Here is a 15,263-nt window from a genome sequence, read left to right as displayed (position 1 = left end):
CTGCCTTCGTATCCTGCGAGGACTACCAAAATTGGCCGCGCCCGACCCGCGGCCCGATTCGTCATGACCGCTCGCCCCCCGCTCGAGGCCCGCCCCGCCGTGCTGGACCTCATCGGCAACACGCCGCTGTTGCCCGTGCAGCGCCTGGATACCGGCCTGTGCCAGCTCTTCCTCAAGCTCGAATCCCAGAACCCCGGCGGCTCCATCAAGGACCGCATCGGCCTGGCCATGATCGAGACGGCCGAACGCGAAGGCCTGCTCAAACCCGGTGGCACCGTCGTCGAAGCCACCGCCGGCAACACCGGCCTGGGCCTGGCCCTGGTGGCCCGCGCCAAGGGCTACCAGGTGGCCCTGGTGGTGCCCGACAAGATGTCCGCCGAGAAGGTGCTGCAGCTCAAGGCCCTGGGCGCCCAGGTGCACCTGACGCGCTCCGACGTCGGCAAGGGCCACCCGGCCTACTACCAGGACGTCGCCGCCCGCCTGGTGCGCGAGATCCCCGGCGCCTGGTATGCCGACCAGTTCAACAACCCCGCCAACCCGCTGGCCCACGAGACGACGACGGCGCCAGAGATCTGGCAGCAGATGGGCCATGACGTCGACGCCATCGTCTGCGGTGTCGGCTCCGGCGGCACCATCACCGGCCTCTCCCGCTATTTCCAGCGCGTGCGGCCGGGCGTCGAGATGGTGCTGGCCGACCCGGTCGGTTCCATCCTGAAGGACTACATCGACACCGGCAAGTTTGGTGACGCCGGCTCCTGGGCCGTGGAAGGCATCGGCGAGGACTTCATCCCGCCCATCGCCGACCTGGGCCCCGTGCGCACGGCCTACAGCATCAGCGATGCCGACAGCTTCGGCACCGCGCGCGAGCTCTACCGCGCCGAGGGCATCCTGGCCGGCTCGTCCACCGGCACGCTGCTGGCTGCGGCCCTGCGCTACTGCCGCGAGCAGACCACGCCCAAACGCGTCGTCACCTTCGTCTGCGACACCGGCACGCGCTATCTGTCCAAGGTCTACAACGACCATTGGATGTTCGACCAGGGCCTGCTGACCCGCCCCCGCCTGGGTGACCTGCGCGACCTGATCTCGCGCCCGGTGACCAGCGGCGGTGTCGTGTCGGTCGGCCCGGACGACACGCTGCAGACGGCCTTCTCGCGCATGCGCCAGGCCGATGTGTCGCAGCTGCCGGTGCTGGACGGCGGCCGCCTCGTCGGCCTGCTGGACGAATCCGACCTGCTGGCCCGCCTCCATGCCGACGCCACGGCTTTTGGTGCCTTGGTACAAAGCGCCATGAACACCGATGTCATCACGCTGGCGCCCAGCGCCTCACTCACTGAACTGAACGAGCAACTGCGCCGCGGCCTCGTCGCCGTCATTGCGGACGACGCCGGCTTCCATGGCCTCGTCACCCGCTTCGACCTCATCAACCATCTGCGCAAGGAGGTCGCGCGATGAGCAGCAGCAGCGACACCCGCCTGGACTTCAACACCCGCGTCATCCACGCGGGCCAGGAGCCCGACGCCGTGACGGGCGCCGTCATGCCGCCCATCTCGGTCAGTTCCACCTACCGCCAGAACGGCCCCGGCGACCACACCGGCTACGAGTACGGCCGCACCCACAACCCGACCCGCCAGGCCTGGGAGCGCGCCGTCGCCGACCTCGAAGGCGGCGTCCAGGCCTATGCCTTCGCCTCCGGCCTGGCCGCGATGGCGACGGTGCTCGACACCCTGCCCGCCGGCGCCCACATCGTCGCGGGTGACGACCTCTACGGCGGCAGCTACCGCCTCTTCGAGCGGGTGCGCAAGCACAGCGCCGGCCTGCGCGTGACCTATGTGGACAGCCGCGACACCGAGGCCGTGCGCGCGGCCCTGCAGCCCGACACGAAGCTGATCTGGATCGAGACGCCCAGCAACCCGCTGCTGCGCCTCTCCGACCTGGCCGCCATAGCCAAACTGGCCCGCGACCACGGTGCCCTGGCCGTGACCGACAACACCTTCGCCAGCCCCTGGGCCCAGCGCCCGCTGGAACTGGGCTTCGACCTGGTCGTGCACTCAGCGACGAAATACCTCAACGGCCACAGCGACGTCATCGGCGGCATTGCCGTCGTCGGCGGTGAACCGCGCCAGGCCGAGCTGCGCGAGAAGCTGGAGTTCCTGCACAACGCCGTCGGTTCGGTGTCCGGGCCCTTCGACAGCTTCCTGGCCCTGCGCGGGCTCAAGACCCTGGCCCTGCGCATGGAACGCCACAACGCCAGCGCTGCCGAACTGGCCACGTGGCTGGCCCAGCAACCGCAGGTCGAGCGGGTGCTCTACCCTGGGCTGGAAAGCCACCCGCAGCACGCCCTGGCCAAGCGCCAGATGCGCGGCGGCGGCGGCATGATCAGCGTGGCGCTGAAGACCGACCTCGCCGGTGCACGCCGCTTCCTGCAGCGCGTCGAGCTGTTCACGCTGGCCGAGAGCCTGGGCGGCGTCGAAAGCCTGATCTCGCTGCCGGCACTGATGACCCATGCCTCCATCCCGCCCGACACGCGGGCGCGCCTGGGCATCACCGACTCGCTGGTGCGGCTGTCGGTAGGTATCGAGGCCGCGGACGACCTGCGTCGCGACCTCGCCACCGCGCTGGCCGTGATCTAGCGGTAGAAGTAGTAGGCCGCCGTGTAGGCCACGCGGGCCTGCTGGCCGAGCTTTGCCGTCGTGCAGGGCTCGGCCGGCTCCACGCCGCCGCCGGTGTTCAGACGCTGGATGCTGCGCACATTGGCGAACACGCCGCTGCCGCTGTTGCTCTTGGCGCTCAGCAGCAGCCAGGGGATGGCGCTCTCCGGCGTCGGGCTGGGCGCGCGCGCCTTCACTTCGCCGACGACCTTGCTGCCGTCCGGCGCCTCCCAGGTCGGACCGGCGTAATGCTTGCCCAGCGGGTTGCTGCGCTGGTCGGCCAGCGTGGCCTCCGGCGCCTTGAACACCCAGCCCGGGCCGCTGCCGTCGGCCTTGTTGGCGCAGTCGTAGATCTGCACCCCACTGGCCAGGGCTTCCATGACGAAGGTCTGGCCGGCGGGCGGCTGCAGGTTCGCCGGTGCCTGGGGCGGCGTGGGCGGGGACGCGCAGGCGGCAAGCACGAGGACGGGAGACAGGGCGAACACGACGCGCATGGAGAAACCTTTCGAGGGCTGAAGGCCGCAGTCTAGAAAGCCGCGGGGGTGGAGTCGCCCCCTATCATCGCCCGCCATGCCAGCCTCGCTTTCCGGTCAGCTCGTCGTCGCCATCTCCTCGCGCGCCCTCTTCGATTTCGAGGCCGAGAACGAGGTCTTCGAGGCCGGCGACGATCATGCCTACATGGCCCTGCAGCAGCAGCGTCTGGACGAGCCGGCCCCGCCCGGCGTGGCCTTCTCGCTGGTCGAAAAGCTGCTGGCCTTCAATGCCGGCGGCGCGCCGCAGGTCGAGGTCGTCGTGCTGTCGCGCAACGACCCCATCTCCGGCATGCGCGTGTTCCGCTCGGCCAAGCACTACGGCCTGCCCATCGAGCGCGGCGTGTTCACGCGCGGCGCCTCGCCGTGGCGCTATCTGAAGCCGCTGTCGGCCCAGCTTTTCCTCTCCACCAACGAGGCCGATGTGCGCCAGGCCCTGGGCGCCGGCGTCGCCGCGGCGCGCGTGATGCCGCTGGCCGCGCGCGCCTCGGCGGCCCATCCCCAGGAACTGCGCATCGCCTTCGACGGCGACGCCGTGCTGTTCTCGGACGAAGCCGAGCAGGTCTTCCAGCGCGACGGCCTGGCGGCGTTTCGCGAGCACGAGCTGCAACGCGCCCACCTGCCGCTGCAGGCCGGCCCCTTCAAGCCCGTGCTCGAAGCCCTGCACCGGCTGCAGCAGTCGCGCGACAGCGGCATGACGGTGCGCACCGCCCTCGTCACGGCGCGCAGCGCGCCGGCGCACGAGCGCGCCATCCGCACGCTGATGGACTGGCAGATCGAGGTCGACGAGGCCATGTTCCTCGGCGGCCTGGCCAAGGGCGAATTCCTGCGCGAGTTCGAACCCGACTTCTTCTTCGACGACCAGGTCGGCCATGTCACCAGCGCCGCGGCCCATGTGCCGGCGGGTCATGTCAGCGCCGGCATCGCGGGCGGCCGATGACCGGATAGCAACGCAGGCTGCGTCTGTGCATGCAGGGGCCTTCTGTGGGGCTCCGGGGAGCATGCCGTGGCGAATCTGGACTTCTTTGCGCCTCCTGCCGGCCAGCCGGCACCTCAGGCCTTCGGCTTCTACTGGGAGATGCTGCACGAGCGCTCCGGAGAAGTCGTCGGCGACGGCTTCAGCCGCGCCACGCTGCCGCAGCTGGAAGCGCGGCCCGGCTACAGCTATCGCATCACGCCACTGAGCCCCCAGGCGCCCCGGGAGGTCGTATGGCCGTCCTGATCGCCACGCTGCTGGACGCCGACGCGCTGGCCTTTGCGGCCGAGCCGGCCATGCTGGGCGTCAGCACCCGGCTGGAGCAGGCGCTGAACGCTCATCTGCAAGACGTCGGCGGCAGCTTCGAGGTGCCGCTGGCCGACCTCGTCGACGCAGCAGACAGCCTCATCCTGGCCCAGATGCTGCTGGCCCAGCTGCCACCGGGCCTGGCGCGCCTGGGCGCGCGCGACGTGGCCGGCAGGACACTCGAAGGCAGCGCCGCACTGTCGGCGTGCGAAGCGGGGTCCGGCGTGCAGGCCGTCTACTACCGCTTCGACCTGGACCTGTTGCGCGAGCGCATGCGCCCGCTCAGGGCAGCAGGCTGAGGCCGAAGCTGCGCTCGACGCACCAGAGCAGCGCGAGAGCAGCGACGGCGCTGGATCCGCCGGGCACGATCCAGCGCCGGTAGATGGTGGCCGAGCGCAGGGCCAGCGCCACCGGCAGCAGCAAAGCGACGACGGCCAACTGCCCCAGCTCGACGCCGAGGTTGAAGCCCAGCAGCGGCAGCACCAGCTCGCTGCCGCGCAGGCCCAGGTCCTTCAGCGGCCCGGCAAAACCCACGCCGTGCACCAGGCCGAAGAGCCCGACCATGCTCCAGCGCGGCCCCGGCACAAAGGGCTTGAGGTTGTCGACGGCAGCCAGCAGCACGGTCAACGCGATCAGCGATTCGATCACGGCGGCCGGTGGATCGATGGCCCCGCTGGCGGCCAGCGCCAGCGTGATGGAGTGGGCCAGCGTGAAGGCGGTGACGAGCTTGAGCGTCTCGGCCAGCGCGGCGCGGCCATTGGCGCGCGGCGCCCAGCCCTTGCCTTCGCGGCGCCAGACAGCCACCAGCAGCAGCGTGACGAGGAAGAGCACATGGTCCAGGCCACTGGCGATATGGGCCATGCCCTCGACGAAGAAGCCGCCGAAGCCGCGACTTTCGAGGTTGAGGCGCTGCGGGCCGGCACCGGGTGTCAGTACCAGGGGCTCACCGGCCGCGCCGGCGAGACGGGCCAGGCCGCGGTGCGCCGTGTCGGTGGTGGCGAAGAGGCGGTAGTCGATGTCCAGCTCATGCACGGCGGCCGGGCAATGCCAATGGCTGACGAGGACGGCATGCATGCCGTCGCTGTGCTGGTCGAGCTGAGGCGTCGGGCGATCCTGGAGCGTGCAGGCCGCGCCATCGGCCGTGAAGCTAACACCAGCGCTCGCCAGAGCCTCGATATCGGGCCAACGCTGGCGCACCTCGCCCCAGCTCAGATTGCCATCGCCATCGGCGTCCAGGGCGAGATCGCGGTCGAGGTCGCGCAGCGCGATGTCCAGGCGCTGCTCGACGTCCGCGCCATCGACGCGGTAGTTCAGATAGGCCTCGCTGGCCTGGTGGGCCTGGGCCGCGCCGCACAGCAGCAGCGTCAGCCACAACAAGCAACGGATCACAGCGCAAAGCTCCGGTCGAGGGCGGCAAGGCGTGCATCCTGCCACCCCTTGGCGCGCAGCGCCCGCGCCAGCTCCTGGCGCGCCGCATCGCCCTCACGGCCGGCGGCCAGGGCGGCACGCAGCAGCAGCACGGCATCGACGGGTTCGCGCTGCATCGCCCAATTGACCTGGGCCAGGCGCAAGGCCTCACGCGGCTGCTGCTCGACGTCGAGGGCGAAGCGGGCCCGCTCGCGTGCATGCTTGCCGGGCTCGCGGCGGTCGGCGGCGGCGAGCCGCTCACGCATCAAGGCGGCGGGCACCGACGCATCACGGCCCAGCTGACGCAGGGCAATGACCTGGCGCAGCAGCAGCGCGTCCGCCTCGGCATCGGCGCTGCGCTCGACCAGCACCAGCGCCTCGGCCGCACGCTGGCGTGCCAGCAGCCAGTCGGCCAGCGCGGCGCGGGTGTAGACCTCGTCCTCGCCGGCCAGCGCCGCGCGGTAGAGGGCGGGCGCCGTGGCCTCGTTGCCGAGGCGCTCGGCCAGCTCGGCACGCATCAGCGCCAGCCAGGGCGCCATGGAGCGGCCGGGGCTCAGCTGGGCCAGGGTCTGCTCGGCGGCGGGGCCCTGGCCCGACAGGCTGGCCAGCTCGGCCAGGCAGGCCGTGGCCGGCACGGCGGCCAGGGGATGCAGCTGCTCGCACAGCGCGCGGGCCTCGGGCAGCTCGGCGCGCAGCTGGTGCAGGGCCGCGGCGTCGAGCAAGGCCTGGGCGCGCTGGTCGGGCGTGAGCTCGCTGCGCGCCAGCAGGCGCTTCAGCTCGGCCAGGGCCGGCTCGAATTCGTGCCGCGCCTGCAGCACGCGGGCGCGCAGCAGCACGGCTTCGGCGGGCGCGTCGGCCTGGCGCCACCAGGGCGCCAGTGCCGCCTGCGCGGCGCCGAGCTCGCGGGGGTCGCCATGCACGCGGGCGCGCTGCAGCGCCGCTCGTGCGGTGACGACAGCCAGCGGCAACTGCGCCGGGTCGCGCGCCAAGGCCGCACGACGCGCGCGCTCGGCGGCGTCGATGCGGTAGGGCAGTCGCTGCACGATCTCGGCGTCGTCCTTCGGCACGAAGGGCTCGGCCAAGACCGTGAGCGGCAGCGCCAGCAGCAGTGCCAGCAGAAGCTTCACAGCGTTTGCGGTTCCTCGGTCTCGCTGACCGAGACCGTCACCGTCGGCAGCGTCAAGGCCTCCGTGGTCTCGTCATCGGTCTTCTGCGCCTTCAGGTAGGCGACGAGTGCGGTGGACGAAGCCACGGCGCTGTCGGGCACCGCGGTGGGCGGGGGCGGCGGCGGGGGCGGTGGGCTGATGATTTCAGTGTCACTGTCACTGCCGCCGCAGGCGGACAGCGCGATCACGGCGCCAACGGCAACCGCGGCAGTCTTGCGGGTCAACATGGCGGCCCCTTTCACTTGGTGCCCGGGATGGGCGTGTTGAGGTAGGGGAAGCTGCTGAGCAGCGGCACGACGGCCTGGTCCACCGCGTCATGCAGCTTGAAGCTGGTCGCGCCCAGCGGCACGGCGCTGGGCTTGCAGGCCGCGCCGAAGCCGAGCTTGTCGGTATCGCCATTGGCCACGCACAGGCCGCCCATGACGGCCACCAGCGAGATGTCGACGACGTCGTCCTTGGGCCGGCGGCCGTTCGGGTAGCCGGCGTTGTCGGAGCCGCCGGCGAGGATGTTGCCGACGATGCCCAGGCGGTTCTGCTGACCGAAGGGCACGGCCGGGATGGCGGTGTTCAGGCGCAGCATTTCGGAGGCCGTCACGGTCTTCTGCTGGTTGACGCCCTTGATGCCGGTCAGGAAGGTCGTGACCAGGTCGTTGCGCGGGAAGTTGCTGGGCGCCGTGTTGGGCAGGGCCAGCGCGATCTCCAGCAGGGCCGGCAGCGTCGGGTTGGTCACGTAGTCGGCGAACTGGGCATCACCCGAGGGCTTGGAGCTGTTGAACTTGTCCTTGTCCTTCAGGCCGATGACGACCTCGTTGACCAGGGGCATGCCCAGGCGCGAGACCTGCACCCAGGCACCGCCGGCCTTCTCGCTGGCCTGGTGGCCCGAGCCCGGCTTGGGATCGAGCAGTCGGCCCTGGCGCAGGCTGGCCGTCGTCCAGCCGCCGATGACGTCGTCGGTGGCGGACTTCAGGCAATCCTTGTGCACTTCCAGCGCCAGCGTGGTGACGTTCTTGTCGCCGATGGTGTTGGGCGCGGCATTGATCAGCGACGGGTCGGTGATGACGGAGACCGGCGCGTTGACAAGGTCGAAGATGGTGCCCAGATTGACGGCGAACGGGTCCTGGCGCTGGCCGACGAAGACCTTGGCCTGGGTGGTGCAACCCGGGATGGTGATGGGGTAGACATGCTTGGCCGCATAGGCCGCGTAGTCGGCGATGGTCTTCTTGCCGATGTTGTCGACCGGCTTGTCGAAGGTCGTCGCACCGCTGGTGGCATGCGCGACCGCCTGGGCCGTGCCGCTGCGGCGGTCGCCGCGCACCACGGTCAGCGTGTAGCTCTCGTTGAGCTGCAGGTTGGCATCCTTGACGTTGGCGACCGCGCCCGACTGGATCAGCGGGATGTTGACCATCTTGCCGCCCACGCTCAGCGAAGTGCCGGCGCCGCTGCTGGACAGCGTGTTCTTGAAGCGGAACTGGAAGGTGATGTGCTCCTTGGCGTCACCGACGTTGTCGATGTGGATCTCATAGAGCGCGTTGGGGTCCATCGAGAAGTAGTTGGGCCCGCCGTAGCCGTCCTGCAGCGGCTGGTAGTTCGCGATCAGCGTCACGTAGCCGGCGCGGGCGTTCTCGTAGCTGTTGAACATGTAGAAGTCCGTCGCATCGACCTTGGGCACGGTCGTGATGAAAGGGGCTTCGCGATGGCTGGAGGCCTGGGCGCCAGCGGCCAGGCAGAGCAGCGCCGTCGCCAGTGCGCTGCGGGTGAGACGAGCATTCATCGAGGGCATCCTGTGGGGCAATGCCGGCTTGGCATCTGGCGGGTGTTACGCGGCCAGTCGCCCCCCGGATTCACCCGATGTGACGAATCGCCTCCCATCCCCCTAGCAACACAATGGCGGCCCTGATCAGGAGAGCCAAATGACCCGCTTCCGTCTTGCCGCGCTCGCCGCGGTCCTGTGCGCCACGAGCGCCTGGGCCGGCACCAGCGGCTTCTATCGCCAGCCCACCCTGCGCGGCGACATCGTCTATCTGGTCGCCGAGGGCGATCTGTGGCGGGTCAATTCGAGGGGCGGCGAAGCCCAGCGGCTGACGACGCACGCGGGCCAGGAAAACCAGCCTGCCGTCTCGCCCGACGGCCAGTGGCTGGCCTTCACGGGCCAGTACGACGGCGGCACCGAGATCTATCTGATGCCGGCCGCCGGCGGCGTGCCCAGGCGGCTGACCTGGGAAGGCGGCGGCATGCGCGTCTGGGGCTTCACGGCCGCGGGCGAAGTCCTCTACACCGGCCTGGATGCCCGCCCCGGTGCCCAGCTCTTCGCCATCGACGTGAAGACCGGCCAGCGCCGCCAGCTGCCGGTCGGCCAGGCCAGCGACGCGGCCCTGGGCGCCGACGGCAAGACGCTCTACTTCACGCGCAGCGGCCTGCGCGGCGACAACGCCCGCCAGTACCGCGGCGGCGCCATCTCGCGGCTGTGGTCGCTGGACCTGGGCGGCAATGCCGAGGCCCGGCCGCTGGTCGCCGAAGGCAACAACGACCGCCGCCCCATGCCCTATCGCGCAGCGGGTGGTGAGCGCATCGCCTTCCTGTCGGACCGCGACGGCACCGTCAATCTGTGGTCGGTCGACGCCCAGGGCGGCAACCTGAGCCAGCACACCACGCACAAGGGCTGGGACATCCGCCACGCGTCCATCGACGGCACGCGGGTAATCTACGCGGTGGGGGCCGACCTCTACCTCGTCGACCTGTCGCAATCCGGCGCGCCGCAGAAGCTCGACATCAGCCTGGGTGGCGACTTCGACCAGCAGCGCGAGCGCTGGATCAAGAAGCCCCAGGACTTCCTGACCGACACGGCCTTCGCGCCCAACGGCGAACGCGTGCTGCTGGCGGCGCGGGGCCACCTCGCCACGCAGGGCGTGCAGGCGCTGCGCCGCGCCGAACTGCCACAGCCCGCCGACGGCCGCTGCAAGAAGGGCGAGTTCAGCAGCGACAGCAAGAGCGTCTTCGCCACCTGCGACTTCAGCGGCGAGACCGAGATCTGGCGCTTCGCCGCCAATGGCACGGGCCAGCCCGAGCGCATCACCAGCGGTGCAACGACCCAGCGCCGGGATCTGCTGCCCTCGCCCGATGGCCGCTGGCTGGCGCACACCGACAAGGAGGGCGCCGTCTACCTGACCGACCTGAAGGCCCGGACGACGCGCGAGATCGCCCGCAGCACGGTGGGCGAGCCGCCGCAGTTGCAGGGCTGGAGCCCCGACGGCCAGGCCCTGGCCTGGACGCTGTCGCTGCGCCAGCCCGACCGCGGCCAGCTGCAGCTCTACAACACGGCCGATGGCCGCACGCACACGCTGACCAGCGACCGCTACGACAGCGCCGCCGCCACCTTCAGCCCCGACGGGCAGTGGCTCTACTTCTCATCCAACCGCAACTTCGCCACCACCGGCGGCGGCAGCCCCTGGGGCGACCGCAACACCGGCCCCTTCTTCGGCTTCCGCGCCAAGCTCTATGCGCTGGCCCTGCAGCCCGGTTTGCGTTCGCCCTTCGCCGCCAAGGACGAACTGGAGTCGGCCAATGACAAGAAGGCGGACGAACAGCGCGCCGAAGACAAGAAGGCCACCGACAAGGCCCCGACCGAACGCAAGCCCGATGACAAGGACAAGAAACCGGCCGCCGACAAGAAGGGCAAGCCGGCCATCCAGTTCGAGGGCCTGGCCGAGCGCCTGTACGAGCTGCCCGTAGCCTCCGGCAGCTATCGCGATCTGCGGGCCGATGGCAAGCGGCTGTGGTTCCTGGACCGCGACCTGGATGGCAAGAGCCAGCTCAAGTCCATTGGCATCGACAACCAGGGCGGCCCGGCCGAGGTGCTGGCCAGCGATGTGCGCAACTACGACATCAGTGCCGACGGCAAGAAGCTGATGGTGGTGCGCAACCAGGGCCAGAACGCGCCCGAGGTGCTGATCGTCGAGGCCGCGCCCAAGCTGCCGACCGACCTGAGCAAGCTGCAAGTGCGCTGGAGCGACTGGCAGATCGCCACCCAGCCGCGCGCGGAGTGGAAGCAGATGTTTGCCGATGCCTGGCGCCTGCACCGCGACCACTTCTATGACAAGGCCATGCACGGCGTCGACTGGACGGCGATGCGCGCCAAGTACGAGCCTTTGGTGGACCGCGTCACCGACCGCTTCGAGCTGGCCGAGCTGATGGCGCAGATGGTCGGCGAGCTGGGCGCCCTGCACAGCCAGGTCGGTGCGGGTGACACGCGGCCCGCGCCGGACGAGCCCGGCCTGGCCGGCCTGGGCGGCCGCTTCTCGCGTGTGCCCGACGGCTGGCGCATCGACGCCATCTACCTGGCCGACCCCGAGCTGCCGTCCGAAGCCCCGCCGCTGGCCGCACCAGGCCTCGGCCTGAAGGTCGGCGACGTCATCACGACCGTGAATGGCCGCCCCACCGCGGATGCGCCGCATCTGCTGGAGCTGCTGCGCGGCCAGGCCGGCCGCCAGGTGCTGGTCGAGGTCAAGCAGGCGGGTGGCAAGACGATGCAGCGCATCGTCACGCCGGTGGCGCAACTGCGCGAGAACCAGCTGCGCTACAACGACTGGCGCTTCAGCCGCGCGCGCGCCGTGGAGCAGACCGGCCAGGGCCGCATCGGCTATGTGCACCTGCGCGCCATGGGCCCGGCCGACATCGCCGACTTCGTGCGCGAGTTCTACGCCGCCAGCGACCGCGACGGCCTCATCATCGACGTGCGCTACAACAACGGCGGCAACATCGACAGCTGGATCCTGGAGAAGCTGCTGCGCCGCGCCTGGGCCTTCTGGCAGCCGCGCTCGCCGGGCGGCGCCCCCGTCTACGCCAACATGCAGAACGTCTACCGCGGCCACACCGTGATGCTGATGAACGAGGACACCTATTCCGACGGCGAGACCTTCGCCGAAGGCTTCAAGCGCCTCCAGCTCGGCCCCGTCATCGGCAAGCGCAGCTCGGGCGCCGGTGTCTGGCTGTCCGATCAGAACCGCCTCCTCGACAACGGCATCATGCGTGCCGCCGAGACAGGGCAGATGGACGCCTCGGGACGTTTCCTCATCGAAGGCGTCGGCGTCACGCCGGACATCGAGGTCGACAACCCGCCACGCGCCACGGCGGCGGGGCAGGACGCGCAGCTGGAGGCGGCACTTGCCGAGCTGAAGCGGCGCATCGCCGCCGAGCCGGTCAAGGAGGTCAAACCGGGGCCCTATCTGCGGCCGGTAAAGCCCTGAGCAACAAGGGAGGCTGCGGCCTCCCTTTTGCATGGAGGGCGAGCCGAACGCCGCCGACCGTGCAGCAATCGACGCTTGCGACTCGCGGCGCTGCTGAAACAGCCTCAATACGCGGCACCATCAGCCCCTCACGCGGCCGCGCGGGCACGGCTGCGTTCGCATCACAAGACTCGAGGAGGGGCCGCATTGACGCACAGCAAGGAAGACATCGCCCTCCGTCGGGCCCATGAAGCCCTGGAGGTCGGCGATGTGGATCAGGCGACCTATCTGGCACGGCAAGTCCTGAAAGAAGCGCAGAGCAGCCGCGACGCACTGGACGAGGGCCGGGCCCTGGCCTGCCTCGCCGACTGCGACCGGCAGCTGTCCTATCTGCGGCGCGCCCAGCGCAACAGCCAGTCCGCCGCTCTCCTGCTGCAGCAGGCGCGGGATCTCCCCGGCGAGGTGATGGCGCTGACGACGTTGTCGCACACCGCCGCTGACCTCGGCCAGGTCGACGAGGCCGTGGAAAGCGCCCGGCTCGCCGTGTCGCTGGCCGAAGGGCTGCCGCCTTCCCACCTGCAGCCGCTGGCCCACAACGCCCTCGGCATCGCACTGCTCTGGTGCCGGGACTTCGCGCGGGCTGAGTCGGCCTTCGAGCGCTCGGCAGACCTCGTCCACGCCGATGAGCCGTCGGCCAGTCCGCTGCAGCCGCTGCTCAATCTCGCCCTGCTGGAGGCCGTGCGCTGCGTGACGCTGCGCTTCGACACTGGCAACGCCCCTTTCGTCTATCAGCTGAACGCGCGGCTGACGGATTGCACCGACATCATCGAGCGCCATGGTGACGACGGCCTGCTGCCCGGCACGACGGCCCCCATGCGCACCCAGTTGCACCTGCTGCGCGGACTGGCCGCCGCCTGGGTGGGAGATCTGCAGACCACCTCCGCAGAGCTGCTGTGGTGCGACGCCTGGAACGCACGCCCGGGCGCGGCGAGCTGGCTGACCGGCCTGCGGCGCTGGCTCGAGGCCGAGGCGGCCTGGTCCTGCGGCGACACCGACCTGGCCCTGGAACTGGGCCGGGAGTTCGTGGCAGCCGCTGCGGAGGCCGAGCACGAGTCGCTGGCCTGCCTGGGGCATCAACTGGTCGCGACGCTGGCCCGTGCGCGCGGAGAAAATCGTATCGAGGCCGACGAATTGCGCCAGCTGCACCAGCGGGAGCAGGCGCTGCGCCTCGAGGCCCTCGACAGCCGGGATCGCGCCCGGGAATGGCAGCTGCAGGCCCGTGCCTCGGCCAACCAGATCGAGCGGCTCGAGTCCCGCTCGCGCATGCTGGAGCGGCTGTCGCTCGAGGACTGCCTCACGCGCATCCCCAACCGGCGCGCGCTGGACCGGCAGCTGACGGTGCGCGCCGCGTCCGGCGATGACGATGCCCCGACCTGCGTGGCCCTCATCGACGTCAATCGCTTCAAGCACATCAACGACAACTTCTCGCACCAGGTCGGCGACCAGGTGCTCAAGGTCGTCGCCGACGTGCTGTCCAGCTCGGTGCGCAGCAGCGATTTCGTCGCCCGGCTCGCGGGCGACGAATTTGTGGTGCTGTTCGGGCACGCCACGCTGCCGGTGGCCGAGCAGATCTGCGCCCGCATGAAGGCGGCGGTCCGCGACCATGACTGGCAGGCCTTCGCGCCGGGCCTGGAGGTCAGCATCAGTGTCGGCCTGGAGCAGGGGCGCAAGGGCGAATCCATGCAGGCCCTGCTGCATCGCAGCGACGCGCGGATGTACGCAGACAAGCGGCGCACGGCCGCCTGAGACGCGCGACACCGGCCGCCAATCGGCCTCGCGCTAGACTTTTGCGCAGGGGACTCCATGGCCACGCGCAGCGACATCCGCTTCATCACATCGTCCGACGGCGTGCAGATCGCTGCCGCCCGCCATGGCGAAGGACCGCTGGTGCTGAAGGCGGCCACCTGGCTGACCCACATCGATCCCGTCGTGCCGGGCACCATCCAGCACGCGCTGATCGACGAGTTCTCGGCCTCGCACACCTATGTGGAATACGACACCCGCGGCTGCGGGCTGTCGCAGCGCCGCGTCGACGATCTGTCGTTCGAGTCCTGGGTGCGCGACCTCGAGGCGGTGGCCGACACCTATGGCCGCGACGAGCCGTTCACGCTGCTGGGTTTCACCTGCGGCGCCGGCGTGGCGGTCGAGTACGCGGCGCGCCATCCCGAGCGCGTGCGCAACCTCATCCTGTTCGGCGGCTTCGCCACGTCCTACTACAGCACCAGCCACCCCGACCCGGCCGTGCGCCGCGAGGGCGACCTGATGCGCGAGCTCGCCGCCGTGGGCTGGGGCAACAGCTCGCCGGCCTTCCGCCAGGTGTTCGTGTCGCGCTTCCTGCCCGATGCCTCGCCCGAGCAATGGGCCGCCTTCGACAAGCTGCAGCGCGAGACCTGCTCGCCGGACGTGGCGGCGCGCTACCTCGATTCGCTCTACGGCATCAACGTCAAGGACGCCGCCCGCCGCGTGCGCTGCCCGGCGCTGCTGCTGCATCCCAAGGACGACCAGATGGTGCCCTTCGAGCAGGGCCGCCGTCTGGCCTCGCTGGTGCCCGGCGCCCGCTTCGTGCCGCTGGAGGGCCGCAACCACATCCCGCTGCCGACCGAGCCCGCCTTCGCCGGCTTTCTGCGCGAAGTGCGCGAGTTCCTGGGCACCGGGCATGAGCCCGCCGCACCCGCACCCCGGCTCACGCCGCGCCAGACCGAGGTGTTGCGCCGCATCGCCGGCGGCGAAACCGACAAGCAGGTCGCCGGCGCACTGAGCCTGAGCCCGCGCACGGTGGAGATGCACGTCGCCAGCGCGCTGAAGACCCTGGGCTGCCGCACGCGCGCCGAGGCCGTGCACCGCGCCACGCGGCTGCGCCTGCTGCAGGACTGACTACCGTGATCGCCCGGTAGGCGGGCCGGGCGCTACCGTAGGGCGCCGACTTGTCGACACGAGGCCCCGCGCGC

Annotated in this window: 13 protein-coding genes; 8 read left to right on the top strand and 5 right to left on the bottom strand. The window is 70.5% G+C overall.

Annotated features, from left to right (window positions below; genetic code table 11):
- Nucleotides 1–63 precede the first annotated feature (63 nt).
- On the top strand, nucleotides 64–1,452 hold the full coding sequence (locus ACS5PN_RS20780) for a pyridoxal-phosphate dependent enzyme (RefSeq protein ID WP_439465918.1): 1,389 nt from the start codon (nucleotides 64–66) through the stop codon (nucleotides 1,450–1,452).
- Entirely contained in the window at nucleotides 1,449–2,630 is a 1,182-nt protein-coding gene (locus ACS5PN_RS20775; RefSeq protein WP_439465917.1) for a trans-sulfuration enzyme family protein, read from the top strand. Before ACS5PN_RS20780 ends, ACS5PN_RS20775 begins: the two co-directional genes overlap by 4 nt.
- Here the strand turns inward: ACS5PN_RS20775 and ACS5PN_RS20770 are convergent.
- Nucleotides 2,627–3,142: a DUF3455 domain-containing protein gene (locus tag ACS5PN_RS20770; RefSeq protein WP_439465916.1), complete on the bottom strand. Its 516-nt coding sequence runs from the start codon at nucleotides 3,140–3,142 to the stop codon at nucleotides 2,627–2,629. The two genes, ACS5PN_RS20775 and ACS5PN_RS20770, sit on opposite strands and share 4 nt — an antisense overlap.
- Before the next feature lie 76 nt (nucleotides 3,143–3,218).
- Here ACS5PN_RS20770 and ACS5PN_RS20765 point away from each other — a divergent pair, with 76 nt between their 5' ends.
- The 3 genes from ACS5PN_RS20765 to ACS5PN_RS20755 all read left to right on the top strand — a co-directional run bounded on the left by ACS5PN_RS20765 (nucleotide 3,219) and on the right by ACS5PN_RS20755 (nucleotide 4,759).
- Nucleotides 3,219–4,118, top strand: coding sequence for a 5'-nucleotidase (locus tag ACS5PN_RS20765; protein ID WP_439465915.1), 900 nt, complete (start codon nucleotides 3,219–3,221; stop codon nucleotides 4,116–4,118).
- Nucleotides 4,119–4,184: 66 nt separating this feature from the next.
- Entirely contained in the window at nucleotides 4,185–4,400 is a 216-nt protein-coding gene (locus ACS5PN_RS20760) for a hypothetical protein (RefSeq protein ID WP_439465914.1), read from the top strand.
- Nucleotides 4,388–4,759, top strand: coding sequence for a hypothetical protein (locus ACS5PN_RS20755; RefSeq protein WP_439465913.1), 372 nt, complete (start codon nucleotides 4,388–4,390; stop codon nucleotides 4,757–4,759). Before ACS5PN_RS20760 ends, ACS5PN_RS20755 begins: the two co-directional genes overlap by 13 nt.
- Here ACS5PN_RS20755 and ACS5PN_RS20750 read toward each other — a convergent pair.
- From ACS5PN_RS20750 to ACS5PN_RS20735, 4 genes are read right to left on the bottom strand one after another with little or no spacing between them, the layout of a single operon-like run.
- On the bottom strand, nucleotides 4,743–5,837 hold the full coding sequence (locus tag ACS5PN_RS20750) for a HupE/UreJ family protein (RefSeq protein ID WP_439465912.1): 1,095 nt from the start codon (nucleotides 5,835–5,837) through the stop codon (nucleotides 4,743–4,745). The genes ACS5PN_RS20755 and ACS5PN_RS20750 overlap by 17 nt on opposite strands.
- Nucleotides 5,838–5,845: 8 nt before the next feature.
- Nucleotides 5,846–6,994, bottom strand: coding sequence for a hypothetical protein (locus ACS5PN_RS20745; protein WP_439465911.1), 1,149 nt, complete (start codon nucleotides 6,992–6,994; stop codon nucleotides 5,846–5,848).
- Nucleotides 6,991–7,260 carry a hypothetical protein gene (locus ACS5PN_RS20740; RefSeq protein ID WP_439465910.1) on the bottom strand — a complete coding sequence of 90 codons (270 nt, stop codon included), beginning with the start codon at nucleotides 7,258–7,260 and terminating at the stop codon, nucleotides 6,991–6,993. The genes ACS5PN_RS20745 and ACS5PN_RS20740 overlap by 4 nt, the downstream gene beginning before the upstream one ends.
- Nucleotides 7,261–7,271: 11 nt before the next feature.
- Nucleotides 7,272–8,804 carry a DUF4331 domain-containing protein gene (locus ACS5PN_RS20735; protein ID WP_439465909.1) on the bottom strand — a complete coding sequence of 511 codons (1,533 nt, stop codon included), beginning with the start codon at nucleotides 8,802–8,804 and terminating at the stop codon, nucleotides 7,272–7,274.
- 139 nt (nucleotides 8,805–8,943) lie between these two features.
- On the opposite strand from ACS5PN_RS20735, the gene ACS5PN_RS20730 reads away from it, so the two are divergent.
- The 3 genes from ACS5PN_RS20730 to ACS5PN_RS20720 all read left to right on the top strand — a co-directional run bounded on the left by ACS5PN_RS20730 (nucleotide 8,944) and on the right by ACS5PN_RS20720 (nucleotide 15,189).
- Nucleotides 8,944–12,276, top strand: coding sequence for a S41 family peptidase (locus ACS5PN_RS20730; protein ID WP_439465908.1), 3,333 nt, complete (start codon nucleotides 8,944–8,946; stop codon nucleotides 12,274–12,276).
- 186 nt (nucleotides 12,277–12,462) lie between these two features.
- Complete coding sequence (locus tag ACS5PN_RS20725) at nucleotides 12,463–14,061, top strand: diguanylate cyclase domain-containing protein (RefSeq protein ID WP_439465907.1); 1,599 nt, start codon at nucleotides 12,463–12,465, stop codon at nucleotides 14,059–14,061.
- 57 nt (nucleotides 14,062–14,118) lie between these two features.
- On the top strand, nucleotides 14,119–15,189 hold the full coding sequence (locus ACS5PN_RS20720) for an alpha/beta fold hydrolase (protein ID WP_439465906.1): 1,071 nt from the start codon (nucleotides 14,119–14,121) through the stop codon (nucleotides 15,187–15,189).
- Nucleotides 15,190–15,263: the final 74 nt, after the last annotated feature.

It is taken from the genome of Roseateles sp. NT4 (genome assembly GCF_051857475.1).
Lineage (GTDB): Bacteria > Pseudomonadota > Gammaproteobacteria > Burkholderiales > Burkholderiaceae_C > Pelomonas.
This window is presented reverse-complemented; position numbering and strand designations above follow the sequence as displayed.